We start from the raw sequence: 26,518 nt of genomic DNA on the forward strand, positions 1-26,518 counted from the left end.
TGTCAGCGAACCACCGCGGGCGGCTACTGTCCGCCCTTCTGGACGAACTGCCGCACGAAGTCCTCGGCATTGCTCTCGAGCACGTCGTCGATCTCGTCGAGAATGTCGTCGACGTCCTCGTCCATCTGTTCCTTGCGTTCCTGGACGTCCGCCGCGGCCTCGGTCTCCTCGACCTCCTCGTCGCGGCGTGAGGCGTGCTTCTGACCGCCGGTGTCCTTCGTCGCCATCCTCGCTACCTCCCGTTCGGGGCTCTCGCCCTTATCTTGGCCCAACCACGAGCGGCTCAACCCACTTCCCGTGGCCCGATACTGGCTAGTTACCTGGGGCGGCCTCCCCGTCACCGCCGGGGTCGGCCTCCCCGCCGCGGCGAAGGGAGAGGTCCGCGGCCGGAGCCGCACCCCCATGGGCACCCGCCACGGGCGGGCGGGGGTCCCCCGCACGCGATCGCACAGGTCGCCGCCGTGACGGACCGGGACCGGCGTGTCCGGGCCTGGACCGGCCGTGCCCCGCGGCGCGGGACCGGTGGAACGGGACCTCGCCCCAGTGGCCACCCGGGACCGGCCGACACCCGATACCCCTGTCCACATTCGGCCATTCTGCCCCTCTGGACAACATCGGTCACAGTGGACGCGCGCACGGCCGCCGCGGGCGAGGAGGAGGTCAGCCCGGCCGCGGCACGACACCGCGAACCGTGGGCCGCCGGAGTGCCGCGCGACCCGGCGCGCGTGATCCGTTCGGGAACCGAGAGGGCCTATCGCCGCACAGGGTGTGTACCTAGGGTGGGGCCTCGTTGACCGGAACGTCACGGTCGACAGCGCGGGGCCGGGCCCGGCCCGAGCCCCCGCGGCGGGGCCGGAGACCCCCGTGGTCCGGCCCCGGCCACCCCCATCCACCCCCGAAGAGAGTAGGGATCCCATGAGATCCTCCGTGATCCCCATCGCGGTGGTCGGCGCCGGCGCGCTCGCGCTCGGCGCCGCCCTCGCGGTGGTACCGAACGCGGGCGGAGAACCCGTCCCGGCCGAGACCGTCGCCGACGAGCAGGCCATGACGATGCAGGACGCGCTGGAGCAGGACCTCGGCCTCACCCCGTTCGGGGCCGAAGAGCTGCTCCGTGCACAGGAGGAGGCCCTGGCCGTCGAGGCCGAGGCGGCCGAGGCCGCAGGCGAGGCCTACGGCGGCTCGCTGTTCGACGCCGAGACCCGCGAACTGACCGTCCTGGTGACCGACCCGGCCTACGTGGAGCCGGTCGAGGCCGCGGGCGCGGGAGCCGAGGTCGTCGACCACGGGACAGACGGCCTGGCCCGGGTGTCCCGGGAACTGGGCGAGGCCGGACCCCCGGACGGCGTCGTGGGCTGGTATCCGGACATCGCGAGCGACACCGTCGTCATCGAGGCCCTGGAGGGGGCCGACACCGGGTCCCTCGTCGAGGCCGCGGGCGTCGACGCCTCCGCCGTCCGGGTCGAGGAGGTCGACGAGCGGCCCGAGACCTACGCCGACATCGTCGGCGGGCAGGCCTACTTCATGGGCGGCGGCCGGTGCTCGGTCGGCTTCGCGGTCACCGACGGCGCCGGCGCGCCCGGATTCGTCACGGCGGGCCACTGCGGTACGGCGGGCACCCCGGCCGAGAGCGGTGACGGCACCGGCTCCGGTGTCTTCGAGGAGTCCGTGTTCCCGGGCAGCGACGGCGCGTTCGTGCGCGCGACGTCGAACTGGAACCCGACCAATCTCGTCGAGGGCGCCGACCAGGCCGTGACCGGGGCCGAGCAGGCTCCCGTCGGTGCGGCCGTGTGCCGCTCGGGCTCCACGACCGGGTGGCACTGCGGCACCATCGAGGCCCGCGGCCAGACGGTGACCTACCCGCAGGGCACCGTCGAGGGCCTGACTCGCACGGACGTGTGCGCCGAGCCCGGCGACTCCGGCGGCTCGTTCGTCTCCGGGTCGCAGGCCCAGGGCGTGACCTCCGGCGGCTCGGGCGACTGCACCAGCGGAGGGACGACCTTCTACCAGGAGGCCGGCCCGCTGCTGAGCGCGTGGGACCTGAGCCTGGTCACCGGCTAAGGACCCTGGAGGCGTCAGCTCACCCCACCGGCGCCCCCGGCCGCGAGAGCGGCCGGGGGCGCCGTCGTGTACGGGTACGGGCACGACGGACCGGCGGCGCGGACATCGGCGTGTTCGCTGTGCGCACGCCCGGCAGATGCTCTGCACGGGCACCGCTGTCAAGCCCGGGGGGTGCGGCCCCGACCCCCGGCGGCCCGGGGCGGTCCGGGCGGCGGCCGGCCCCACCCCTCTGACCTCAGGTATGACGACGGTGTATCCACGCGGTCACGATCGGTACCCCGTACCACTGGCCGCATCCGGCCAGAAATCCCCCCTTGCGCACACGCGGTGCTCTCACTCCGTCACTACGCGCACCCGATAACGCAAGGTCAACCACTCGATGGCTACGAGTAGTCATCACCAGAAATCCAGTGACCCGATCACCCCATCTCGAACTGAATGATCCTTCTCAAAGCGGGTCTTTCGCCCACCAAAGTGTCGACCTAAGGTGGTGAATCGTTTACCGGATGTATCGGTGAATATCGGGAGTGAAAGGAACTCGCTTCCGATAAGGGGACAGCGCCCCACCCAGGCGGTGCCCCCGTTCCCCCGCCAATCCCCCTTGGAGAGTAGGGATCAATGCGACCCTCCCCCGTTATCTCCGCCATCGGCACCGGCGCCCTGGCGTTCGGTCTCGCCCTCACCATGGCACCGGGAGCCCTCGCGGCACCGGCCGCCGCGCCTTCGGCCCCCACCCCCGACGACAACGCCTCCAGCATGCTGGAGGCACTGGCCCAGGACCTCGATCTGTCCACCCCACAGGCAGAAGAGCTCCTTGAGGCGCAGGAGGCGGCACTGGACGTCGACGCCGAGGCCACCGAGGCCGCGGGCGACGCCTACGGCGGCTCCCTGTTCGACATCGACACCCGTGAACTCACCGTCCTGGTGACCGACGCCGACGCCGTGTCCGCGGTCGAGGCGGCCGGCGCCGAGGCCACCGTCGTCGACCACGGCCTCGACGGACTCGAAGAGGTCGTCGAGGACCTCAACGCCGCCGACGCCCAGGAGGGCGTCGTGGGCTGGTACCCGGACGTGGAGAGCGACACCGTCGTCGTCGAGGTCCTGGAGGGCTCCGACGCCGACGTCGACGCCCTCGTCGAGGCCGCCGGCGTGGACGCCTCCGCGGTCCAGGTCGAGGAGGTCGACGAGCAGGCCGAGACCTACGCCAACATCGTCGGCGGTCTGGCCTACTACATGGGCGGACGCTGCTCCGTCGGCTTCCCGGCCACCAACAGCTCCGGCCAGCCCGGGTTCGTCACCGCCGGCCACTGCGGCGACGTCGGCACCCGCGTCACCATCGGCAACGGCACCGGCGTCTTCGAGCGCTCGGTCTTCCCCGGCAACGACGCGGCCTTCGTCCGCGGCACGTCCAACTTCACCCTCTACAACCTCGTCTACCGCTACAACTCCGGCGGCTACCAGTCCGTGACCGGCACCTCCCAGGCACCGATCGGCTCGGCCGTGTGCCGCTCGGGCTCCACCACCGGCTGGCACTGCGGCACCATCCAGGCCCGCAACCAGACCGTCCGCTACCCGCAGGGCACCGTCTACTCGCTCACCCGCACCAACGTGTGCGCCGAGCCCGGCGACTCCGGCGGTTCGTTCATCTCCGGCACGCAGGCCCAGGGCGTCACCTCCGGCGGCTCGGGCAACTGCTCCTCCGGCGGCACGACCTACTACCAGGAGGTCGCGCCGATGATCAGCTCGTGGGGCGTGAACATCCGCACGAGCTGAGCCACCCCGTCCCCGCACCATCCCCCGACGTCCCCGTCCGCGCCGCACGCGGGCGGGGACGTCCCCTTTGTGCGCCCCCTCGTCCCGGGCGCGGCTCAACCGGCCCCGTGCACGACCTCCCCGTCCAGGACGGTCAGCCACGCTCCCACCGTGCGCAGCCGGTCGGCGTCCATCGTCTCCACGTCGGCGTCGAGCACCACCAGATCGGCCAGGTATCCCGGCCGCAGCGCCCCCAGGCGGTCCTCCACCCCGAGGGCGTGGGCGGCGTCAAGGGTGTGCGCGCGCAGCGCCTCGTGCAGCGTCACCGCCTGGTCGGCCCCGATCTCCAGCCCCTCCCGGGTGGTACGGCACACCGCGTTGGCCACGGTGTCCATCGGGCGCAGGCTGGAGACGAAGGAGTCGCTGGACAGCACGGGCCGCAGCCCCAGGTCGATCTCCTCGCGCATGGGCTGGAGCCGGTGCGCGCGCTCCCCCAGCCGGCGCAGGAAGTCGCCGCCGCTGTCGTGCAGGAAGTTGGGCTGGTTGACCGGGATCACCCCGTGGTCGGTGAAGCGCTTGGCCTGCTCCGGGGTGGGATAGCCGCAGTGCTCCACGCGCGGGCGCGCGTCCGGTCCCGAGACCCGCGCGGCCGAGGCGATCGCGGCCAGGGTGTGCTCCATGGCGGCGTCGCCCTGGGTGTGGATCGCCACCTGCCAGCCCTCGCCGGCCGCCCGGGTGACCAGGTCCACCAGCCGGTCCGGGTCGTGGTAGAGGCTGCCCGCGAACTCGCCGTGCTCGCCGTAGGGGACGGAGAACTTCGCGGTGCCGCCGAGCAGCGTGCCGTCGGAGTAGAACTTCATACCGGTCAGGCGCAGCCAGTCGTCACCGAAGGGACTGGCGAGCCCGGCGCTGGTGAGCGCGTCCAGCTGGTGCGACAGGGGCATGCCGAAGGTGCGCAGCGGCAGCGTCCCCGCCGCGCGGGCGGCCCGGTACACGCGCAGCTCGCGGGCGGAGACCTGGGGGTCGCACACCGTGGTCACACCGGCGGACAGGTACGGGCCCGCCGCGTCGGAGAGCCAGCCCAGCAGCTGGTCGGCGGGCAGGGCGGTGTGGAAGTTGGGGCCGTGGCAGCCGATGTCCACCGCCAGCGGCAGCAGCAGCTCCATCGCCGAGTCCAGGACCATGCCCGTCAGCCGGCCCGCCTCGTCGCGGACGAACGAACCCCCGGCCGGGTCGGTGACGTTCTCGGTGATCCCGCTCCAGGCCAGCGCCGCGGAGTTGACCACCGCCTGGTGGCCGGAGACGTGGTAGACGATCACCGGGTGCTCGTCGGTGGCCTCGTCCAGGTGGCGGCGGGTGGGCCGCCCGCCCGGGTACTTGGCGTCGTCCATGTGGAAGGCGCGGATCCACTGGCCCGCCGGGGTGCGGGCGGCCTCCTCAGCGACCACGCGGACCAGGTCGGCTGCGCTGCCCACCCGCGGGTAGCCCGCGTCCACGGCCGCCAGGGACTCGGCCGTGGACAGCAGGTGGTTGTGGGGGTCGATGAACCCGGGGATGACGGTACGGCCGCCCGCGTCCACCTCCACCGCCCCCGGCCCGGCCGCGGCACGAGCCTGTTCGGCGGTCCCGGCGAGGCGGACCCGTCCCTCCCGCACGGCCACGGCGGCAGCCCGGGGATTGGCGTCGTCCATGGTCAGGACGTTGGCATTGTGGATGAGCAGAGCGGACACGGGCGAGTTCTCCTCCTCGTGGCGGGGCCGCCGGCGTTCCGGCGGCCGGGGGATCTCAGGCGGACAGCAGTTCGGCGTCGCGGTGGCGCGGTGCCCGGTGCAGGCACACGATGCTCACCAGCGCCATCGCGACCAACAGCCCCACGACGGGCAGGATGCTGCCGGTCGCGGCGAACAGCGCCGTGCACACCAGCGGCGAGAGCCCGCCGAAGAGGGCGCCGGCGACCTGGTAGGCGATCGAGATCGCCGTGTAGCGCACCCGCGGCGGGTACATCTGGGCGAGCACACGGGCGATCGGCCCGTAGACGGTGGCCATCGCCAGGCGCATGACGCACAGCATGAGCAGGATCAGCGCGGTGCTGCCGGTCGACATGACCAGGAACTGCGGCAGCGCGAGGACGGCCACGGCCGCCAGGCCCACGGTGACCACGCGCACGGTCCCGAAGCGGTCGCCCAGCCACGACACCCCCAGGGTGGCGACCAGCTCCACGAACGCCGCCAGGGTCAGGCCGTTGAGGATGACCTGTTCGCTGATACCGACCTCGGTCACCCCGTAGGCCTGCAGGAACGTGGTGACGACGTAGTAGCCGCCCACCGCGACCGGCAGGACGCCGATGCCCAGCAGCAGCGAACGCCAGGAGGTGCGCACGGCCTCGCGCACGGGCAGGCCCTCGGGCTCGCCCGTCCCCTCCTGGACCGCGGCGAAGACCGGCGACTCCTCCACCTTCAGGCGGATGAACAGGCCCACCAGGACCAGCACGATCGAGGCCAGGAACGGCAGGCGCCAGCCCCAGGTGTAGAGCAGGTCGGTGTCCCAGGCGGTGATGAGGCCGAACGAACCGGTCGCCAGCAGCGCGCCGGCGGGGTTGCCGAGCTGGGCGAAGGAGCCGTAGAAGGTCTTGTGCCTCTCCGGCGCGTGCTCCACGGCCATCAGGACCGCGCCGCCCCACTCGCCGCCCACGGCGATGCCCTGGACGAAGCGCAGGACGACCAGGAGCAGGGGCGCGACGAACCCGACCTGCTCGTAGGTGGGCAGCAGGCCCACGCAGAACGTGGCCGTGCCCATCATCAGCAGGGTGACGACCAGGGCCGACTTGCGGCCCAGCCGGTCGCCGAAGTGCCCGAAGACGATGCCGCCGAGCGGTCGGGCGAAGAAGCCGACCGAGAAGGTCGCGAACGACGCCATCAGCCCGACGACGGGGTCGACGCCCTCGGGGAAGAACATCGTCGCGAAGACCAGGCTCGCGGCGGTGGCGTAGATGTAGAAGTCGAACCATTCGATGGTCGTGCCGACGAAGGCCGCCGTCGCCGCCCGCGCGGGGTGGGCGGACGTGAGGGATGTGCGGTGTGTCATGGGTCCTCCGTTCGTGGCGCCGGGCCACGGCTGTGATGGTGCGACGGTAGTCACCACCCGGCACCGCGTGCAGGGCCGAACTGCACATGGCACCCTGTGACTGATGTGCACATCGCACAACACGGGGAGGCCGACGTGATCACCGTTCGCGACATCACCGGGGCGCCGGACCTGGAGGTCCGCGCGGTGGCGGGGCGCGCCGGGCTCGACCGGCCGATCCGCTGGGCGCACGTGACCGAGCTGCACGACCCCGTCCACTGGCTCCGGGGCGGCGAGCTCGTCCTGACCGCGGGCCTCGGCCTGGGCGCCGCCGCCGACGACCAGCGCGCCTACGTCCGCCGCCTGCACGACGCCGGATGCGTCGGGGTGGGCGTGGCCCTGGACGATCCCGGCGACACCGTCCCGCCCGCCGTCGTCGCCGAGGGCGACCGCCTGGGCCTGCCCGTCCTCGCCGTGGAGGGCGAGACGCCCTTCATCGCCGTGGTCGAGGCGGTCGCCGCCCACCACGCCGCCGAGCGCGGCCGGGCCCAGAGCCGCGTGCTCACCGCCCAGGACGCCATGGCGCGCGCGGCCCTGCGCTCGGGGCCGGCCGGGGTCGTCACCACCCTGGCCTCCTCGACCGGAGGGCGGTCGCTGCTGCTGGACCGCAACGGCATGACCAGCGCCGCGTCCCCGGCCGCCGAGCAGCCCTGGCACCGGCTCGTGCGCTCCACGGTGGCCGGCACCGCCCGGCGCCCGCGCGGCATGGCGGTGCTCGACCATGAGGGGGCGGCGGTCCTGCTCCAGAACCTGGGTCCGGCCGGACGGACCCTCGGCTGGCTGGCCCTGCACTGCGGCGCCGAGGTCACGGCGCACACCAGGATGCTCGCCAACCACGCCGCGTCCCTGCTGGCGGTGGACCTGCTGCACTCGCGTGACACCCGGCGCGCCCTGCACCGGCAGCGCGCGCCCCATGTGGCCGCGGCGGTCTCCGGCCGCGCCGCGCCCCCGCTCACGCTGCCCGACCCGCCCTGGGAGGTGGTGGTCCTGCCGTGCGAGGACCCCCGTGCACTGGTCGACGAGGCGGCCGACGCCCTGTCCGACGTGCTCGGGGCCACCGACGCGGCCGACCGCGCGGGACTGTGCGCGCTGGCCGACGCGGTCGTGGCCGTGCTGCCCGCGAGTCCCGGACCGCGTACGGGCTCCGGACCGCGCGCCGGGGCGGAAGCGCACACCGACCCCGGACCGCGCACGGACACGGAAGCGCGCACGGGTACCGGACCGCACGCCGGGGCGGGGCCGCACGCCGGGGAGCGCCTGCTGCGCGCGCTGGCCCACGCGCCGAACGCCCCGCGGGGCGCCGGCGCCTGCGGTGCGCGCGGGGTTGCCGACCTGCCCTCGGCGCTGACCCGGGCCCGCCAGGCCGCGTCGGAGGGCTACCGCAACACCGACGAGGCCGACGCCTGGGACCTGTTCCGTTCGGCGGTGCCTCGGGAGGGCGCGCGGGCCTTCACCGACTCCGTGCTCGGACCCCTGCACCAGCACGACCGCCGCCACGGCACCGACCTCGCGCACACGCTGCTGCACTACCTCGACCACGGGGCGCAGGTCGAGGCCGCCGCCCGCGACCTGGGCGTGCACCGCAACACCCTGCGGTCCCGGCTGCGCACCGCCGAACGCGTCCTGGGCCGCCCCCTGGACGCCCCGCGCACCCGCCTTGAACTGTGGACGGCTCTGAGCCTGGCGCCCATGCCCTGCCGCGACCGGACCTGGCACGCCTGACGTCCGCGGGACACGCCGGGGGGAACATTCGGGCAGTGGCCCGTGTCACAGTGGTATGGATCCTCGGGCCCCGAACCGGCCGCCCCCGAGTACTCCGCGCCACCGGCTCACCTTCCTGGTGGCGGCGGTTCTGGCCGTGCTCGTGGCCGCGGCCGGCGGCACCGCGCTGGCGTTCACCCTCTCGCCCCTGTGGACCCAGTCGTCCCAGGTGGTCCAGGAGTCCGCGCCGCCCCCGGAGGAGCAGGCCGAACCGCCCACCCGGCCCTCCGCCTCCGAACCCGCGACGGACACCGACACCGCCGGAGCGGTCCCCGAGTCGGTGCCGCCGGAGGCCTACACCGGCAGCAGCACCCGCGTGGGCACGCTGCTCCTCCAGGTCGAGCGGTGCTACACCGACACCCACATCACCGACGGCTTCGCGTTCGAGGACGACGCCCCCGAGGGCATGGAGTTCCACATCTACCGGCTCACCGTCACCAACGAGGGCAACGCGCCGACCACCTTCGACACCGAGGGCACCACCGGGACGACCACCGACGGCCGGACCCTGCACAACGATCAGGACGCCGAGTTCACCGTCGCCTGGGACTACTTCTGGGACGACATCGAACCGGGTGCCTCCGTGACGTCCTACGTGCTGTTCACCGCGCCCACCGGGACGGAGTTCACCGAGGTCCTGGTCTCCGGCGAAGGGCTCCTCGAACCCGACGAGTAGCCCGCCCGGGCCCGGCCCGGCACCGGTCAGCTCGGCCAGGTCGTCGAACATCCGCGGCGGGTAGCCCGGCCGCGCCCGGTCGTAGAGTTCGGCGTCCTCGGTGAAGGTCGCGCGCCCCCGCACGCGCTCGGTGTCGTCCACGCTCGCGCCCGACCGAGGACGCTGCGGGGCGGGCCGGAACCGCCGCCACGACCGTCCCCCGTGCGTGCGGCGGGCTCAGTTGCGGCGCCGCCGGCCCGCGACCGCGCAGCCGAGCGCGGCGGCCAGGCACAGCAGACTCGCGGGGACGAACACCAGCTGGGCCAGGCCCGCGCCGATGTTGGCGCCGATGACCGGGGCCGTGGCGATCGCCCACCAAGCGCCCGCCATCAGCGCGATCGGCACCAGGCATCCGACCGCCAGCCCCCAGACCGGGCGCATCCGTCCCCCGGCCACCGCGCGCACCAGCAGCACCGCCGCCACCAGCGCCAGGACCAGCCCCAGGGGGCCGATCACCGCCTCCGCCCACCCGGGCAGCGGCAGGGGTTCGACCGCGTAGTCCGCCTCGCCCAGGGCGAAGCCGCCGGCGCGGGCCTCCTCCTCGGGAGGCGTGCGCACCAGCCACCAGGACGCGGCCGCGGAGCCCGCGAGCAGGACGGCGGCCCACGCACCGCCGACGGGGGAGAAAGCGGACGATGAGCGCGGGGAGGTGGTCTCGTTCATGCGGCCATCGTGCCGCGCCGCAGCGCGCGCCGCCTGAGTACCGGCACTCATGTCGCCCACTGCGGCGGCCGGGGCCGGGCGTACCCGGTCCCGGCCGTACCTAGTCCCGGCCCGTGCCCGCGAGCACCGCGACCAGGTCGGCGGCGGTCGGCGAGTTGTCCAGCAGGGCGCCCACGTGCTCCTTGGTCCCCCGGGTGGGCTCCAGGGTGGGGACCCGCTGGAGGGAGTCGTAGCCCGGCAGGTCGAAGATCACCGAGTCCCAGGACGCCGCCGCGACCTCGTCGGCGTACTTGGCCAGGCAGCGGCCGCGGAAGTAGGCGCGGGTGTCCTCCGGCGGCTCGGTGACCGCGCGCTGGACCTGCCGCTCCTCCAGCAGGCGCGTCATGCGCCCGCGGGAGGCCATCCGGTTGTAGATCCCCTTGTCCGCCCGCACGTCCGAGTACTGCAGGTCCACCAGCTGCAGGCGCGGGTGCGACCAGTCCAGCGAGTCGCGCGAGCGGTAGCCCTCCAGCACCTTGAGCTTGGTCACCCAGTCGAGCTCGCCGGACAGGCCCATCGGGTCCGAGCCCAGGCGGGTCAGGACCGACTCCCAGCGGTCCAGCACGTCGGCGGTGTCGGGGTCCACGTCGGTGCCGAACTTGTCCTCGACGTACTTGCGCGCCTGGTCCAGGTACTCGCCCTGCAGCTCCAGCGCCGTCATCCGCCGCCCGTCGCGCAGCCGGACCCGGTGGGTCAGGCCGGGGTCGTGCGAGACGGCCCGCAGGTCGGCCACCGGGGTCTCCAGCGACAGGTCCACGCTGAGGAACCCGTCCTCGATCATCGACAGCACCAGCGCCGTACTGCCCAGCTTCAGGTACGTGGACAGCTCGCTCATGTTGGCGTCGCCGATGATCACGTGCAGCCGGCGGTACCGGTCCGGGTCGGAGTGGGGCTCGTCGCGCGTGTTGATGATGGGGCGTTTGAGCGTGGTCTCCAACCCCACCTCGACCTCGAAGAAGTCCGCGCGCTGGGAGATCTGGAACCCCGACCCCTGGCCGTCCGCGCCGATGCCGACCTTGCCCGCCCCGCACACGACCTGCCGCGAGACGAAGAAGGGGATCAGGTGCCGCACGATGTCGCCGAAGGGCGTCGACCGGCTCATCAGGTAGTTCTCGTGGCACCCGTAGGAGGCGCCCTTGTTGTCCGTGTTGTTCTTGTACAGCTGGATCGGTTCGATGCCCGGCGTCGCGCCCGCGCGCGCCGCCGCGTCCGCCATCACCCGCTCCCCGGCCTTGTCCCACAGGACCGCGTCCATCGGGTTGGTGACCTCGGGCGCCGAGTACTCCGGGTGGGCGTGGTCCACGTACAGCCGCGCACCGTTGGTGAGGATGACGTTGGCCAGCCCCAGGTCCTCGTCGGTGAGCTGCGTGGGGTCGGCGACCTCACGCGCCAGATCGAACCCGCGGGCGTCGCGCAGCGGGTTCTCCTCCTCGAAGTCCCACCGCGCACGCCGGGCCCGGGCGGCCGACGCGGCCAGGTAGGCGTTCACCACCTGGGTGGAGGTGACCATCGCGTTGGCCCCGGGGTTGCCGGGAACGGAGATCCCGTATTCGGTCTCGATACCCATAATCCGCCGCACACTCATGATGAGAGGTTATCCGCCGTGGGCCGGTCTTGAACGCTTCAGCGCCGATTGTGGCTGAAGTGCCGTCCTCCCGGGCGTTTCCCACCCGCCACCCACCTACGCCCCGGGGGCGCCGCGCGAAAAGGGGGCCCGCCCTCAACCGAGAGCCTCCGGCCCCAGCCCTTCACACCCGCCACCCGCCTTCGCCCCGGGGGCGCCGCGCGAAAAGGGGGCCCGCCCTCAACCGAGAGCCTCCGGCCCCAGCCCTTCACACCCGCCACCCGCCTTCGCCCCGGGGGCGCCGCGCGAAAAGGGGGCCCGCCCTCAACCGAGAGCCTCCGGCCCCAGCCCTTCACACCCGCCACCCACCTTCGCCGCCTCGACGTATCGGCAGGTGGGAGCGGCTTCTCCGGCAGGCGGAGGGAATGTGCGCCGAACCCGGGGAACGAAGTCCGGGCCATGGTCGCGCGGCCCCCGAAAAGAAGCCCGGGACCGGCGGTGCCGTTACCGTTCGCGGCCCGCGTGATCCCCGCGCAGAACACGCGCGACCAGATCGCCGCGCAGCGCCCCGAAACCCGTGGCCGCCCACACGCTCTCCTCCGCGGGCACCTCGAAGTAGGGGACCTCGCGGCCGTCGTGGCGCGCCGACAGGACCATGGGCCGCCGCCGGTCGCGGACGGCCCTGGCGCACGGGCCGCACAGCGGCACCGAGACGTGCCTGCTCCCGCCGAACTCGCGCCACCGCGTCACCTTGGTGTCCGTCCCGTGCAGGGGGTTGGCGTAGCAGTGCGAGCGCAGCGGCGCCGAACGCCTGCGCGCGGCCGGTCGGGTGGCCCGTTCCAGGTGGTCCTCGGCCATGTCCAGCAGCACGAGCACTCCCGCGACGTCGACCAGCTCCGGTTCGGCGGGCAGCGCGTCGTGGATCCGCCGGGCCGCCGCGTGCGCGTCCAGGGCCTCCTGCAGCGCTCCGAGCGCGTCGTCCTCGCCGGCGAGCGGCACGGCGCCGCTCAGCCGTTCGCCCAGCTCCACCAGCTCCCGTGCGGCCCGGTCCGACAGGTCGTCCCTGCGGGCGCGGTCGGCGTTGTCGAAGGCGGCGTGCTGGGGCAGCGAGGGGACCCGGCGGGGCCGGCGCCAGTAGTACACGCCCGTACCGAGCCCGCCCAGGGCCAGGGCCGCCACGATCCAGGGCAGCAGCATGGACAGCGTGGCCCAGCCCCAGCCGAGCGAGTAGTACCAGTCGAAGAATCCGCGTTCCCGCTGGTCCTCGGCGGCGGAATAGATCCCTTCGGGGTCCTCGGACAGCGCGACCTCCACCGCGCGCTCCACCTGGTCGGCGGCCGGAGCGTCGTAGTCCATCTCGCGCGAGACCGTCGCGGCGCCGTAGAAGGCGTTGCCGGGCGTCTCACCGCCCGCGGCGGTGAGGTCGTGCCCGGACAGCCTCCCCCCGTCCAGGACCAGGTAGTGGCCCTCGCCGCCGATCCTGTCGTGCACGGCCGCCGCCATCACGCCCGGGTCGCCGTTCCAGTCGCCCCCCTCGATCAGCGGGACGGCGAGCACGCGCAGCGGTACGCCGGACTCCTCGATGCGGTCGCTCCACTCCTGGGCGAGATCCTCGGGGAGGGCGCCCGCGAAGGAGGGGTCCACCAGGACCGGCGACTCCTCCAGCGCGGCCACGACCCGTTCGGTCGCGTCCGTCTCCTCCGGGGCCGTGTCGGCCAGGCCGACCCCCGGCGCGACGGCCACGAGGGCGGCGGCCAGTGCCACCGCGGCCACGGCCGAGCGGGATCGGACGCGTCTGCGCTCAGTGGACACGGGACTCCCCCATCAGGTCTTCGGTGTCGAGTCGGCCCCTGGCACCGTAGCCGGTGGTGACCCACAGGCGGTCCAGTTCCAGGTGCGGTCGGCGCCCGCCCGAGGGGGCGGCGACCAGGAGTGTGCGGCGATCACGTCCCCGGTCCGACAGCAGCTCACAGGAGGCGCACCGGGCCTGCCGCCGCTCGGGCCAGAGCTGGTCGGTGGGGCCGTACAGGGCCGATGGGCCGTGCAGGGGGTTGACCATGCAGACCGGGACGTCGGCCGAGGCGGCGGTGTCGGGATCGGGGTCGAGCCGGCGCACCACCCGGTCCGCCAGCACCACGACCCCCACCAGGTCGAGTTCGTCCGGTTCCCCGCCCAGGACGGCCAGGGCCGTGTCGGCCTCCCGCATGGACCGGTCGAGCCCGGCGTGGTCGGCCGATGCCGCCTCCAGCGCCTTGGCCGCACGGCGCACCGCCCGGTCGGCGCGCGGGCGCAGGGAGCGCCCGGGGACGGTGTCCATCCTCACCCGCGCGCCGAGCACCGCCCGGACCAGCCCCAGGACCGCCAGTGCGGAGACGGGCCCGACCACGAACAGCGCCGTGCTCCACTCACCGGAGAGGAGCATGGACAGCCGGGAGGGTTCCGGGTACGGATCGGCCCTGTACTCGACCTCGCTCGGTATGTCCGGACGCTCGCCGGGGGCGGCCGACGCCTGGTCCACGACGTCCATCAGTTCCTCCAGTGCCCGCCCGGTCGTGAGGTCGAACCGGTAGCCGGTCACATCCCTCAGCGGGCTCACGACCTCGTCGCCGAGCGTGGCGCCGAACAGGGCCGCCCCCAGTTCGGGGTCGGACCCGTCCGCGTCGTCCACGACGACGAAGACGCCGTCCTGGTCCATGACGTGGTGGAGCGCGTGCGTGAAGATCTCCAGGTCGCCGCCGGACTCGTCGGAGTCGGCCATGGGCACCACCGCGACGTACACCGGCAGGTCGGTACCGGCCAGTCGCTCGGCGATCCCGGACAGGTCGCCCACACCCTCTCCCACCCGGGGGTCCACGTACAGGGGGTCCTCCGACAGCGCCGCGGCGACCCGCTCGAGCCGGGCCGTCGAGGCGACGTAGGGGGCGGTGTCGGGCGGGGTCGGCCCCACCCGCTGTTCGTCCTCGGGCAGGGTCGCGGTGTGGACGTGGATCACGGCGGCGGCCAGGGCGAGGGTTCCCACGACCGGGGCCAGGATCCGGCCCACCGACAGAACCCGGTCCCCGGGCGGGCGGCCCGCCAACCCGGCCTGGGCGGCCCGTCCGCGCCGTCCGTAGCGGATCGCGGACAGGAGCGCCCACAGCGACGCGGTCAGCCCGACGACGGCCGCGGTGGTCTCACCCAGTGCGGCCGGGCCGCCGCTGGTCTGCAGCCCCAGCTCCCGGAGGCGCTGCTCCATCCACCAGCCGGCCGGGAAGCGCGTGTACCACGGCAGTTCGGCCCGCTCGGCCAGGTCGGGGGCCGTGAGCGTGTCCACGTAGACGTCGGCCTTGGTGTCCAGCGGCGTGTGGTAGGTCATCAGCCGTTCGAGGGCGACCACCTGGTCGGCCTCGCGCAGCGGCAGGTCGACGCCCCGGCCCAGTGCCTGGACCCGGGACTCCCCCGGTTGCAGGAGGACGTAAAGCCCGGGCTCGCCCATCCGGTCCTGCAGGGCGGCCAGGAGGCTCACGTTCGACGCCGCGTCATCGACGTCGGCTCTGGCCACGACGTAGTAGTCCACACCCAGTCGCCCGAACGACTCGTGCAGGCTCCGCTCCAGCTCCACCGGGTCGTAGTCGCCGAGGAGCGTGTCCTCGACCACCACCGCCGCGCCCTCGGGCCGCTGCTCCAGGAGTCCGACGTAGTGCGCGGCGACGCTCGTCCGCTCCTGGGGCGGCTCTGTGTCGGCGTGCGCGGGGCCGGCGAGGGCGGCGGCGCCCACGAGAGCGGCCAGCAGCGGCGCTGTCAGGAACCACAGCGCACGGCGCGGCGCGCTCACCCGGGATGGAGAATGCATTCCACCAATTTACGGCAGTCCTACCCATCGCTGACCTGCGGGTGGGCCGTCCCGGCCGCCACCCGCCCCCGACGGCCGCGCGCGCGAGGGGCCCGCCGGACATCCCGGCGGGCCCCTCCCGGTGCGTTGTTACAGGTACTGGCCGGTGTTGGCGACGGTGTCGATGCTGCGCCCGGCGTCGGCGCCCTTCTTGCCGGTCACCAGGGTCCGGATGTAGACGATGCGCTCGCCCTTCTTACCGGAGATGCGTGCCCAGTCGTCGGGGTTGGTGGTGTTGGGCAGGTCCTCGTTCTCGCTGAACTCGTCGACGCAGGCCTGGAGCAGGTGCGAGACCCGGATGCCCTTGGCCTGGGCGTCGATGAAGTCCTTGATGGCCATCTTCTTGGCCCGCGAGACGATGTTCTCGATCATCGCGCCGGAGTTGAAGTCCTTGAAGTACAGGACCTCCTTGTCCCCGTTCGCGTAGGTGACCTCCAGGAAGCGGTTCTCCTCGCCCTCGGTGTACATCCGCTCCACGACCCGCTGGATCATGGCGTCGACGGTGGCCTTGGCGGAGCCGCCGTGCTCGGCCATGTCCTCGTCGTGCAGCGGCAGGTCGGGGGTGATGTACTTGCCGAAGATGTCGCGGGCCGCCTCCGCGTCGGGCCGCTCGATCTTGATCTTGACGTCCAGCCGGCCGGGCCGCAGGATCGCCGGGTCGATCATGTCCTCACGGTTGGAGGCGCCGATGACGATGACGTTCTCCAGGCCCTCGACACCGTCGATCTCGCTGAGCAGCTGCGGCACGATGGTGTTCTCCACGTCGGAGGACACGCCCGAGCCGCGGGTGCGGAAGATCGAGTCCATCTCGTCGAAGAACACGATGACCGGGGTGCCCTCGGAGGCCTTCTCCCGTGCCCGCTGGAAGACCAGGCGGATGTGCCGCTCGGTCTCGCCCACGTACTTGTTGAGCAGCTCCGGGCCCTTGATGTTGAGGAAGAAGCTCTTGCCGACGTCGCGGCCGGTCCGCTCGGCGACCTGCTTGGCCAGCGAGTTGGCGACCGCCTTGGCGATGAGCGTCTTTCCGCACCCGGGAGGCCCGTACAGCAGCACGCCCTTGGGCGGGCGCAGCTGGTGCTCGTAGAACAACTCCTTGTAGAGGTAGGGCAGTTCGACCGCGTCGCGGATCATCTCGATCTGTCCCGACAGGCCACCGATGTCGGTGTAGGCGATGTCGGGGACCTCTTCGAGGATGAGTTCCTCGACCTCGGACTTGGGGATCCGCTCGTAGACATAGCCCGAACGCGGCTCCAACAGCAACGAGTCGCCCGGTCGGACCGGTTCGTCGCGCAGCGGATCGGCCATGCGCACGATCCGCTCCTCGTCGTGGTGGGAGATCACCAGTGCGCGCTCGCCGTCCTCAAGGATCTCCTTGAGCATGACGACCTCGCCGACGGTCTCGAACGACTCCACCTCGACGACGTTGAACGCCTCGTTGAGCATGACCTCCTGGCCCGGGCGCAGAGCGTCCAGGTCCACGGAGGGACTGACGTTCACCCGCATCTTGCGACCGTTGGTAAAGATCTCGACGGTCTCATCCTCACGCGACCCCAGGTAGACGCCGAACCCGGACGGCGGTTGCGCCAGCCGGTCGACCTCCTCCTTCAGTGCCACGATCTGCTCGCGCGCCTCCTTGAGAGTGGAGACGAGCCGCTCGTTCTGTCCGTTGGCAGCGGCGAGGTTGGCCTGGGCCTCCCTCAAACGCTCCTCCAGAAGGCGTACATGTCGGGGCGAATCGGCGAGCTTACGCCGAACCACGCTGAGTTCCTTTTCCATGTAAGAGACCTGTGCCGTGAGTTCAGCGACTTCACGGTCCTGGTCGCTCTGACGCTCGTCGTCGCGCTCGGCCACGTCCGCCACCTCCCTATGAGAAGGACGACTACTCGGGAGCCTACCTACCCCCGCCCAATTCCTAACCTCCCAGTGGTGAGGAGTGTCCTAGCCCTCATCGAGAGGTCTTGCATCAGGCCAGGTCACAGTGGTAGCGGATGACCCGACGTAATGAGAAAGTAACCTCCGTGTCTGGTTCCGGGCAAGTCCTCGGCGACGGCCGCGGCACCGCTCCGGCGCACGTCGGCGGGCCGCGGAGCACACGACGGAGCCCGCCCGGGCCGGCCCGGGCGGGCTCTCGTTGATCCTCTCGACGGCCGGACGGCCGGACCGCGGCTACCGCGCGTCGTCGTCCGGTCCCCCCGCCGGCGGGGCCGCTTCCGGCCCCGGCGCGGTGGTCGTCCCGGCCGGCGTCGCCGTCTCGGTCCGCGGGGCAGTCTCGGTCTGTGGAGCCGCTTCCGGCTGCGCGACCGCGTCCGGCTCCGCCGCCCGCGGGGCCGCCTCGGCACCGCCGCGGCCGTCCCGCTCCCGCGCGGGGGTGAAGTCCTTGCCGTAGGCGCCCTTGGCCGGCCGGCGCCGGCGCTCGGGTGCCTCGGCCCCGTCCGCCAGGCGCCGCGCGACCACCAGGAACCCGGTGTGCCCGATCATGCGGTGGTCCGGGCGCACCGCCAGGCCCTCCACGTGCCAGGTGCGCAGCATCGTCTCCCACGAGCGGGGCTCGTAGAAGCGCGGGTCCTCGCGCAGCTCCTCCACCACGCGCGAGAGCTGGGTCGTGGTGGCGACGTAGACGCACACCAGACCGCCCGGGATCAGCGCGCCGGCCACCGCGTCCAGGCACTCCCAGGGCGCGAGCATGTCCAGGAAGACCCGGTCCACGTCGGTCTCGTCCAGGCACTCCACCAGATCGCCGACCGTGAGCTTCCACGCCGGGTGCGGCCCCCCGTGGAAGCGCTCCACGTTCTTGCGGGCGATCTCGGCGAAGTCGGCCCGGCGCTCGTAGGAGTGCACCATGCCCTGCTCACCGACCGCGCGCAGCAGCCAGTTGGACATCGCCCCCGAACCGGCCCCGGCCTCGACCACGCGCGCGCCCGGGAAGATGTCCGCCTCCACCAGCACCTGGGCGGCGTCCTTGGGGTAGACGATGGTCGCGCCGCGCTTCATCGACAGCGTGTAGTCGATCAGGAGCGGGCGCAGCGCCACGTAGGCCGTGCCGGTGTTGGAGCGCACCACGCTCCCCTCGGGCTGACCGATGAGGTCGGCGTGGTCGACCTTGCCCTTGTGCGAGTGGAACGTACCGCCCTCGCTCAGCGTGATGGTGTGCATGCGACCCTTGGGGTCGGTCAGCTGCACGGTGTCGCCGTCGGTGAAGGGGCCGCGGCGCCCATGGATACCGGTCAACGTCGCTCTCGTCTTCCCACGTCGCAATTGGTCGGGCCGACCGCCCAGCGTATCGGTCCGCCACCACCCGCCGGACCGGCCCGGACCCGCCACGGCCGCCCCCTCGCGCGGAACACGTGCGAAAGTCCCCGCACCAGGGCAGGATCGAGTGCGGTGGGGCGCTCGCGGCCCCTTCGGCACGAGAACCACACGAGGACCAACGGGAGACGACGACCCATGTCACAGCTGACCACGGGCCTGGGGATCGACATCGGCGGCAGCGGCATCAAGGGCGCCCCGGTCGACCTCGCCGCCGGCGAGTTCCTGCAGGAGCGCCTGAAGATCCTCACCCCCGAGCACGCCACCCCCGCCGCCGTCGCCGAGATCGTCGGCCGCATCGCCGAGCACTTCCCCGTCGCCGAGGGCGCCCCGCTGGGCGTCACCTTCCCCGGCGTGGTCCAGAACGGCATCGTGCACACGGCCGCCAACCTGCACGGCCACTGGGTGGGCACCGACGCGCGCGCCCTGTTCGCCGAGGCCACCGGGCGGTCGGTGCGCGTACTGAACGACGCCGACGCCGCGGCCCTGGCCGAGGCCCGCTACGGCGCGGCCAAGGGCGTGCGCGGCGTCGTGCTGTTGACGACCCTGGGCACGGGGATCGGCACCGCCCTGGTCGTGGACGGACGCCTGGTGCCCAACACCGAGTTCGGCCACTTGGAGATCGACGGCCACGACGCCGAGAGCCGCGCCTCCTCCGGCGCCAAGGACCGCGAGGACCTCTCCTACCACGAGTGGGCGACCAAGCGCCTGCACCGCTACTACCGGGTCCTGGAGGACCTGGTGTGGCCGGACCTGATCGTCGTCGGCGGCGGGGTGAGCCGCAAGGCCGACAAGTTCCTCCCCCACGTGGACATCCGCACGCCCATCGTGGCCGCGTCGCTGCGCAACTCCGCGGGCATCGTCGGCGCCGCCCTGGCCGCCGCACAGGACGCGGACCGGGAGAACGGGCGGGACAGCGCGCTGGAGACCGGGCGGGGCGCGGCCGCGGACACCGCGCGCGACGCGGCGGCGGGGGCCGTGGACGGCCTCGCCTGACCCCGCCGGAGCGGGCGGGGCGCGGAGGAGGGCGCGACCCGAGGGGCACCGGGGGTCGGGGTGCCACTCGGGTCGCCGGGGGGAGAGGACGGGCGGGACCGGACACGGCCCCGTGCAGAGGGAGACTGGGTTTCGGGGAAGGCCCAGGCCCCGCCCGTCGCCTGGGCGCGGACACAGCACGCGCCCGTCCAGGGATGAGCGCGACGGCTCGGGTTCAGGGAACGTCGGCGGTCGTCATCGCTCACGGAACACGGTCAGAGGTCGGGCGCGGTCACGCCGCGTCGGGCGCGCCGTCGCAGGAGGACAGCGCCCCGGCGATCCGCCTGGCGGCGTCCCCCGTTCGGGTGACCGGGGACAGCGGGACCCCCGCCAGCGGGGCGGGCACCCCGTCCTGGAGCGGCCAGCGCATCCACCACCACAGTCCGCCGCGGTGCGGGCGCAGCAGCGCGCGCTGCGGGCGGCTGCTCGGGCCGGCGTCGACCACGCCCGACATCCGGTCCTCGCGCACCTCCACACCACGCGAGCGCAGTTCGGCGGCCAGCCCGCGCAGCGCTCCGCCGACCAGCTCCACGCGATCGGCGCCGTCGGCGGCCGTTCCCGTCAGGGCCCGTGCCTGGACGGTGTCCGCGCCGCGCCCGAACCCGGCCGCGGCCGGACCCGGTTTCCCCAGCGGTGGGGTCTCAACGGTCACCAGACCTCCCTTCCCGATGTTCCCGTGCAACCGGGGACCAATGTCCCTTGAACTCTGCCGCATCCAGGGGACGGGAACGTGACCGTATGCGGATCACGCATCACCCCTTGTCATTCACCGTCGTTCGGTAAGGAGGGCCCTCACCGACCAGGCGGGTCCCGCGAACTCGACGCTTCCGCCACGAGTTGTTGACACATAGCCACCAAGGGCGGCCGGAATCCCTAATCTGGGCTCATGCCCCAACGAGACGGCGTTCCTCCATCCGACCTGTGGTCACGGCCCCGCATCGCGGCCGCGCTGGCGACCTGCGACATGGCGACCGTCATCGAGGGCGTGCGCAGCGCGCGCGGATGGTCCCAAGGCGAACTCGCGCGCGCGGTCGACTACTCCCAGAGCTGGGTCTCCCGGGTGGTCAACGGCCAACAGTCCCTCACGGTGAGCCAGGTGCACGACCTCGCCCAGCGGCTCGGCATCCCCCTGCACCTGCTGCGGTTCGGCGGCGGCACCCCGCCGGACGGCGCCACCGCCCCCAAGGAGGTGGACCCCACGAGACGCCGCGACTTCGGACGGGTCGTCGCCGCGGGAGCCCTCATGACGACCACCGCGCCGCGGGTCGCGCCCACCCACACCCGCCACGCGGTCAACGAGACCACCGCCCCCGCCCTGCGCTCCATCACCGGCGGGCAGCGCCGGATGGACGCCACCTCCGCCGCCCGCCACCTGCTGCCCAGCGCGGTGGCGCACGTGCACCTGGCCGAGCAGATGCTCGCGAACGCGCGCGGGACGCCCTTCCTCGCTCCCGTCAGCGCCGCGGCCAGCGAGGCCTCCGGCTTCGCCGCCTGGCTGCACGCCGACCAGGGCGACATGGGCTCGGCGCGCATGCACTACCGCACCGCCGTCGTCCGCGCCCGCCAGACCGGCATCCGCCTGCTCGACGTCTACATGCTCGGCTCCCTGGCCGCCTTCGAGATCGACACCGCGGAGGACCCCGAACTCGGCCTCGGGCTCGTCCGGGAGGCCGAGCACGTCCTGGGCCGCACCGCCCACCCCACCGCCAACGCCTGGCTGGCGTGCGTGGGCGCCCTGGCCCACGCCGGGATCGGCGACCGCTCCTCGGCCGCGCACGCCCTGCGCCGGGCCGAGCGCGAGGTCGCCAGACCCGGCAACTGCGATCCGCCCTGGCCGTGGGTGTTCGCCTTCGACGAGCCCAAGGTCGCCGGCTACCGCGCACTCGTCGACGTGCGGCTGCGGCGCCCGCACGACGCCCGCCAGGCCTTCGCCGAGGCCTTCGCCCCCTCCGGCGCCAGTGCCAAGCAGGCCGCCGTCCTCCAGGTCGAACTGGCCTCGGCCCACGCCGACGCGGGCGATGTCGACGAGGCCTTCCGCCTGGCCCAGGAAGCGCTCGCCACCGGCATCGAGTTCGGATCCGAACGCGTCATCGGCCGTGTGCGCGGCTTCCGGCGCCGCTACACCGGCCCCTACGCCGCCTGCGTCCGGGAACTCGACGATCAGCTGACCTCTCTCATGACCGGATTCTCCGCCTGTGGGTAGAAACGCGGCGAGCAGAACACCAGGGAGGTTTCGTGATCCGTATCGGCATCACCGGACACCGCGGCCTGACCCCGGGCCTGGACCACACCATCGCGGACATGATCGCCGCGCACCTGGCGCCCTACGGCTGTGACATGGTGGGCCTGTCCTGCCTGGCCGACGGCGCCGACACCGTCTTCGCCGAGGCCGTCCTGGCCGCGGGCGCCCCGCTGGAGGCCGTGATCCCCGCCACCGGCTACCGGGAGGCCCTTCCCGAGGAGCACCACCCCACCTACGACCGGCTCCTGGCCCGCGCCGTCCTGGTCCACCGGTTACCCCACCAGGCGTCCACCTCCGACGCCCACATGGCCGCCGGACGCCACCTGGTCGACCACTGCGACCGACTCGTCGCCGTCTGGGACGGCGAGCCCGCCCGCGGCCCCGGCGGGACCGCCGACGTCGTGGCCTACGCCCGCTCGCTCTCGCTCCCGGTCCACGTCCTGTGGCCCCAGGGGGCCCGCCGCTGAGGCACCGCCCGGCCCCCGCCGCGCCCCCGCGCTCAGCTCCTGGTCATCGCGGCGTTGACGTCCATCGCCCGCAGCACTCCGACCACACCGCCGTCCTCCTCCACCACGAGGTACTCCGGCAGCGGACGACGCGAGAGCGCCTCCATCAACGCCTCGCCCTCCAGACCCACCGGCACCAACGACTCACGCGTCACCGCACGCGCCACACTCGACACCGGCACCCAGGAGCGGCGCGCCTCCGTGATGGCCCGCGCCGCGGCCGGGTGCACGATCGACACCGGCGTCCCCGCGGAGTCGGTGACCACCACCGCCTCCGCACCGGCCGCCTCCGCCCTGCGCTCGGCCTCCGCCAGCGGGGTGTCGGAGACCACCGAGACCGACCGCCGCACCAGGTCCCGGGCCCTGAGCCCGGGCACCCGCGCACGCAACCGGGCGCTCTTGAGCGCCTCGGAGGCGCCCATCCACATGAACCCGCCCAGCACCACGCCCCACACGACCGCCCACGGCCCCGGCGTACTGCCCGCCGAGGCCGCGAACAGCCACGGCAGCGCCACGACCACCAGCGCCAGCACCCGGCCGCCCCAGGCCGCCACCACGCTCCCGGTGTAGGCGCGCCCGGTCACCTTCCACACGCCCGCCCGCAGCAGCCGCCCGCCGTCCAACGGCAGCCCCGGCAGCAGGTTGAACACACCCACCAGCAGGTTGGCCACCCACAACTGGAACAGGAGCTCGCCCGTCACACTGAACGGCTCCGCGAGCGAGGCCAGCGCGAACCCGCCCGCGGCCAGCAGCAGCGACAGCGCCGGACCGGAGAACGCGATCCAGAACTCGCGCCCCGGGGTCTGCGCCTCCCGCTCGATCTCCGAGACCCCGCCCAGGACGTACAGGACGATGCGGCGTACGGGTAGCCCGTACATCCGCGCCACCACCGAGTGCGCCAGCTCGTGCACGAGCACCGACGCGTACAGCAGGACCGCGAAGACGAACGCCAACAGGTAGGCCGACGGACCCAGCGGCAGCCGCGTCTGCACGATGCCGCCGTAGACCAGTGTGATCAGAACGGCCACGATCCACCACGACGACGTGACGTAGACCGGAACACCGAAGGGCCGCCCCAGCAGTAACCCGGGCCTCTTCGAGCGTCCGGCGGGGCGGGGCACGGCGGGGTCGCTTCCGTTCGTCACTCCCTCAGCCTATGGGCCCCGCCCCGACCGCCCCCCACCACCCGACCGGCAACGGCCAAAGCCCTCCCCCACGGCGCTCCTGCGGTCTACACTCCACTGTCGGCTCCGGCGCACGCACGCGGGCCAAACCCCTGGGACCCCCCGGAACCCCCCCACACCGCAGCCAGGAGACCGCATGGGATCCGAGACCGAGCCGCACCGCACATTGCGCGGCCGCTACGCACTGCGCGCCGAAATCGGCCGCGGCGGCATGGGCCGGGTCTGGTCCGCCCACGACCACCAGCTCAACCGGACCGTCGCGGTCAAGGAGATCCTCCTGGGCCCCGGCGTCGACGAGGCCGAGCGCACCCGCGTGGCGGCCCGCGCCCACCGCGAGGCCCAGGCCGCCGCCATGGGCGGACACCCCAACATCGTCACCGTGCACGACATCGTCGAGGACGACGGGCGACCCTGGATCGTCATGGAGTTCCTCACCGGGCGCTCCCTGCACGCCCTCGTGCGCCAGGACGGGCCGTGCGGGCACGAGCGGACCGCCGCCTGGGGACTCGACCTGCTCAGCGCCCTGACGGCCGCCCACGACCAGGGCATCCTGCACCGCGACGTCAAGCCCGAGAACGTCATGGTCACCGACTCCGGGCGCGTGGTCCTCACCGACTTCGGCATCGCCACCATCGCCGACTCCACCGCCCTGACCCAGACCGTCGGGGTGGTCGGCTCCCCCGGCTACCTGGCCCCCGAACGCCTCGCCATGCGCCCGGCCTCGCCCGCCGGCGACCTGTGGTCCCTGGGCGCCACCCTGTACTTCACCGCCACCGGCGTCTCCCCCTTCCACCGCGACGGCCTCCAGGCGACCCTGCACGCCGTCACCGCCGAGGAACCGGCCGACACCCTGGGCCCCGGCCCCCTGGGCGAGGCCGTGCGCGGCATGCTGGCCAAGGACCCCGCACGGCGCGCCGACGGCGCCCGCTGCCGGACCCTGCTGACCGCGGCGGCCACCGCGTCCACCGCCCGGCGGCACCCGGTGCCGGCCCCGACCGCCCCTCGGACCCCGCAGGACCCGCCGGTGCGGCCCGCCCCTCCCGGCGCCGCCGACACCACCGCGCCCGTCCCACCCGGCGCCGCGCCCACCCTGACCGTCCCGGCACCGCCGTCACGGCGCACCGGGCCCAGCTGGCCCACGGTCGTCCTCGCCCTCGGCCTGGCCACGCTCGTCGCCGCCACCGCCCTCATCGTCGTCCTGGACCCGCTGGGCGACGACGGCACCGCCCTGCAATCGGAGCCGGGCACCTCCACTCCGCTCCAGGCCGACGCCGGCGACGACAGCGCCGCCGACGACCCGGACGCCGCCCCCGGGGAGACCGCTGCGGCGCCGGAGGAGGACGACGACCAGGACGGGGACGGCACCGCACCGCCCCAGGACGGCGCCGAACCCGCCGCCGAGGGGATGACCTGGACCGCCGACCCCGACGGCTTCCACGTCCTGGTCCCCGACGGCTGGACCCGCCGCACCGACGGCAGCAGCGTCTACTACGACTCCCCCGACGCCGACAGCTACCTCCAGGTCGACCTCGCCTCCCACCCCACCGACGACGAGTACCAGCACGTCCTGGACCAGGAGGACGCCGCCCTGAGCAGCGGCCGCCTGCCCGACTACACCCGGGTCGGGGTGCGCGACAGGACCGCGGGCAGCGACTACCACTCCGTCGCCGCATGGGAGTTCACCTGGGACCGGGGCGACCAGGTCCGCCACGTCCTGGCCGTCAACATCGCGGTCTCCCCCGGCACGCACTGCACCATCGCCTGGGCCGCCCCCGCCGGACAGTGGGACTCCCAGGACGCCCCGCGCACCGCCGCCGTGGAGTCCTTCCTCCCGCCCGCCTGAGGCGTCCGCGGATGTCACGGTCCTCTCGTAGGCTCGGACCATGAGCTCCGTGCCCCTTCCGACCGCGCTGTCGCCCTCCCGCGCCGCCGACTTCCTGCAGTGCCCGCTGCTGTTCCGCTTCCGCACGATCGACCGCATCCCCGAAGCGCCGAGCGCGGCCGCCACCCGCGGCACGCTGGTCCACGCCTGCCTGGAGCGCCTCTACGAACTCCCCGCCGAGACGCGCACCGCCCGCACCGCCGTCGCGCTCGTCACCCCGCAGTGGGACCGCCTGCGCGCCAAGCGGCCCGAACTGGAGGAGATGTTCGCCGACGACGCCGAGCGCGACACCTGGCTGGAGTCCGCCCGCGACCTCGTTCGCCGCTACTTCGACCTGGAGAACCCCACCGCCCTGGAGCCCCGCGAACGGGAGATGGCGCTCAAGGTCGCCCTCCCCACCGGCCTGAACCTGCGCGGCTACGTCGACCGCCTCGACGTCGCCCCCTCCGGGCAGATCCGGGTCGTGGACTACAAGACCGGCAAGTCCCCGCACCCCCGCTTCGAGGACAAGGCCAAGTTCCAGGTCTACTTCTACGCCGTCATGATCTGGCGCGACCTCGGCGTCGTCCCCACCCGCCTCCAACTCGTCTACCTCGGCGGCGAGGGCGCCGTGCGCTGGTACGACCCCACCGAGGACGAACTGCGCGCCGTCGAGACCGAGATCACCGACATCTGGGCGCGCATCGAGGCCGCCGGCCGCACCGGCGAGTGGGCGCCCCGCCGCAGCAAGCTCTGCGGGTGGTGCGACCACCAGGCGATCTGCCCGGAGTTCGGCGGCACTCCCCCGCCGCTCCCGACGGCACCCACCGGCTGACCC

Annotated in this window: 20 protein-coding genes; 9 read left to right on the forward strand and 11 right to left on the reverse strand. The window is 73.4% G+C overall.

Annotation, left to right across the window (positions count from 1 at the left end):
• Nucleotides 1–23 precede the first annotated feature (23 nt).
• Nucleotides 24–227 (reverse strand): ubiquitin-like protein Pup, encoded by a 204-nt coding sequence (locus HNR10_RS04055; protein ID WP_053617641.1) that lies wholly within the window; start codon nt 225–227, stop codon nt 24–26.
• Nucleotides 228–915: 688 nt separating this feature from the next.
• On the opposite strand from HNR10_RS04055, the gene HNR10_RS04060 reads away from it, so the two are divergent.
• On the forward strand, nt 916–2,058 hold the full coding sequence (locus HNR10_RS04060; protein WP_179820946.1) for a S1 family peptidase: 1,143 nt from the start codon (nt 916–918) through the stop codon (nt 2,056–2,058).
• 618 nt (nt 2,059–2,676) lie between these two features.
• Nucleotides 2,677–3,831, forward strand: a complete 1,155-nt coding sequence (locus HNR10_RS04065; RefSeq protein ID WP_179820948.1) for a S1 family peptidase — start codon at nt 2,677–2,679, stop codon at nt 3,829–3,831.
• Between the two features lie 95 nt (nt 3,832–3,926).
• Here HNR10_RS04065 and HNR10_RS04070 read toward each other — a convergent pair whose 3' ends face one another.
• The gene (locus HNR10_RS04070; protein WP_179820949.1) at nt 3,927–5,540 is read right to left on the reverse strand and encodes an amidohydrolase; all 1,614 of its coding nucleotides are present in this window, start codon (nt 5,538–5,540) and stop codon (nt 3,927–3,929) included.
• Between the two features lie 55 nt (nt 5,541–5,595).
• Entirely contained in the window at nt 5,596–6,894 is a 1,299-nt protein-coding gene (locus tag HNR10_RS04075) for an MFS transporter (RefSeq protein WP_179820951.1), read from the reverse strand.
• Nucleotides 6,895–7,029: 135 nt separating this feature from the next.
• Between HNR10_RS04075 and HNR10_RS04080 the strand changes: the two genes are divergently transcribed.
• Both HNR10_RS04080 and HNR10_RS04085 read left to right on the forward strand, forming a co-directional pair.
• On the forward strand, nt 7,030–8,655 hold the full coding sequence (locus HNR10_RS04080) for a PucR family transcriptional regulator (protein WP_179820953.1): 1,626 nt from the start codon (nt 7,030–7,032) through the stop codon (nt 8,653–8,655).
• Between the two features lie 55 nt (nt 8,656–8,710).
• Nucleotides 8,711–9,370, forward strand: a complete 660-nt coding sequence (locus HNR10_RS04085; protein ID WP_179820955.1) for a DUF4352 domain-containing protein — start codon at nt 8,711–8,713, stop codon at nt 9,368–9,370.
• A 216-nt stretch (nt 9,371–9,586) separates the two neighbouring features.
• On the opposite strand, the gene HNR10_RS04090 is transcribed toward HNR10_RS04085, so the two are convergent.
• The 6 genes from HNR10_RS04090 to HNR10_RS04115 form a co-directional block, all read right to left on the reverse strand.
• Nucleotides 9,587–10,072 (reverse strand): hypothetical protein, encoded by a 486-nt coding sequence (locus HNR10_RS04090; RefSeq protein WP_246406033.1) that lies wholly within the window; start codon nt 10,070–10,072, stop codon nt 9,587–9,589.
• Between the two features lie 100 nt (nt 10,073–10,172).
• Complete coding sequence (gene dop, locus HNR10_RS04095) at nt 10,173–11,696, reverse strand: depupylase/deamidase Dop (protein WP_376769726.1); 1,524 nt, start codon at nt 11,694–11,696, stop codon at nt 10,173–10,175.
• 483 nt (nt 11,697–12,179) lie between these two features.
• Nucleotides 12,180–13,487: a hypothetical protein gene (locus tag HNR10_RS04100; RefSeq protein ID WP_179820956.1), complete on the reverse strand. Its 1,308-nt coding sequence runs from the start codon at nt 13,485–13,487 to the stop codon at nt 12,180–12,182.
• The gene (locus tag HNR10_RS04105; RefSeq protein ID WP_179820958.1) at nt 13,477–15,507 is read right to left on the reverse strand and encodes a hypothetical protein; all 2,031 of its coding nucleotides are present in this window, start codon (nt 15,505–15,507) and stop codon (nt 13,477–13,479) included. Before HNR10_RS04105 ends, HNR10_RS04100 begins: the two co-directional genes overlap by 11 nt.
• A 129-nt stretch (nt 15,508–15,636) precedes the next feature.
• Nucleotides 15,637–17,406, reverse strand: coding sequence for a proteasome ATPase (gene arc / locus HNR10_RS04110; RefSeq protein ID WP_179820961.1), 1,770 nt, complete (start codon nt 17,404–17,406; stop codon nt 15,637–15,639).
• Between the two features lie 306 nt (nt 17,407–17,712).
• Complete coding sequence (locus tag HNR10_RS04115) at nt 17,713–18,774, reverse strand: tRNA (adenine-N1)-methyltransferase (protein WP_246406042.1); 1,062 nt, start codon at nt 18,772–18,774, stop codon at nt 17,713–17,715.
• Nucleotides 18,775–18,990: 216 nt separating this feature from the next.
• On the opposite strand from HNR10_RS04115, the gene ppgK reads away from it, so the two are divergent.
• A complete protein-coding gene (ppgK, locus tag HNR10_RS04120; RefSeq protein ID WP_179820963.1) occupies nt 18,991–19,848 on the forward strand; it encodes a polyphosphate--glucose phosphotransferase in 858 nt (285 codons plus the stop codon).
• A 271-nt stretch (nt 19,849–20,119) separates the two neighbouring features.
• Here the strand turns inward: ppgK and HNR10_RS04125 are convergent, their stop codons facing one another.
• The gene (locus tag HNR10_RS04125) at nt 20,120–20,539 is read right to left on the reverse strand and encodes a hypothetical protein (protein ID WP_376769727.1); all 420 of its coding nucleotides are present in this window, start codon (nt 20,537–20,539) and stop codon (nt 20,120–20,122) included.
• A gap of 234 nt (nt 20,540–20,773) precedes the next feature.
• Here HNR10_RS04125 and HNR10_RS04130 point away from each other — a divergent pair, with 234 nt between their 5' ends.
• Nucleotides 20,774–22,090 carry a helix-turn-helix domain-containing protein gene (locus HNR10_RS04130; RefSeq protein ID WP_218897613.1) on the forward strand — a complete coding sequence of 439 codons (1,317 nt, stop codon included), beginning with the start codon at nt 20,774–20,776 and terminating at the stop codon, nt 22,088–22,090.
• A 32-nt stretch (nt 22,091–22,122) separates the two neighbouring features.
• Nucleotides 22,123–22,596: a hypothetical protein gene (locus HNR10_RS04135; protein WP_179820964.1), complete on the forward strand. Its 474-nt coding sequence runs from the start codon at nt 22,123–22,125 to the stop codon at nt 22,594–22,596.
• Between the two features lie 32 nt (nt 22,597–22,628).
• Here HNR10_RS04135 and HNR10_RS04140 read toward each other — a convergent pair whose 3' ends face one another.
• Nucleotides 22,629–23,780, reverse strand: a complete 1,152-nt coding sequence (locus tag HNR10_RS04140; RefSeq protein WP_179820966.1) for a site-2 protease family protein — start codon at nt 23,778–23,780, stop codon at nt 22,629–22,631.
• Nucleotides 23,781–23,955: 175 nt separating this feature from the next.
• Between HNR10_RS04140 and HNR10_RS04145 the strand changes: the two genes are divergently transcribed.
• Complete coding sequence (locus tag HNR10_RS04145) at nt 23,956–25,662, forward strand: serine/threonine-protein kinase (protein WP_179820968.1); 1,707 nt, start codon at nt 23,956–23,958, stop codon at nt 25,660–25,662.
• 40 nt (nt 25,663–25,702) lie between these two features.
• Complete coding sequence (locus HNR10_RS04150) at nt 25,703–26,515, forward strand: RecB family exonuclease (RefSeq protein WP_179820969.1); 813 nt, start codon at nt 25,703–25,705, stop codon at nt 26,513–26,515.
• The last annotated feature ends 3 nt before the right edge of the window (nt 26,516–26,518 follow it).

The sequence above is a fragment of the Nocardiopsis aegyptia genome, assembly GCF_013410755.1.
Lineage (GTDB): Bacteria > Actinomycetota > Actinomycetes > Streptosporangiales > Streptosporangiaceae > Nocardiopsis > Nocardiopsis aegyptia.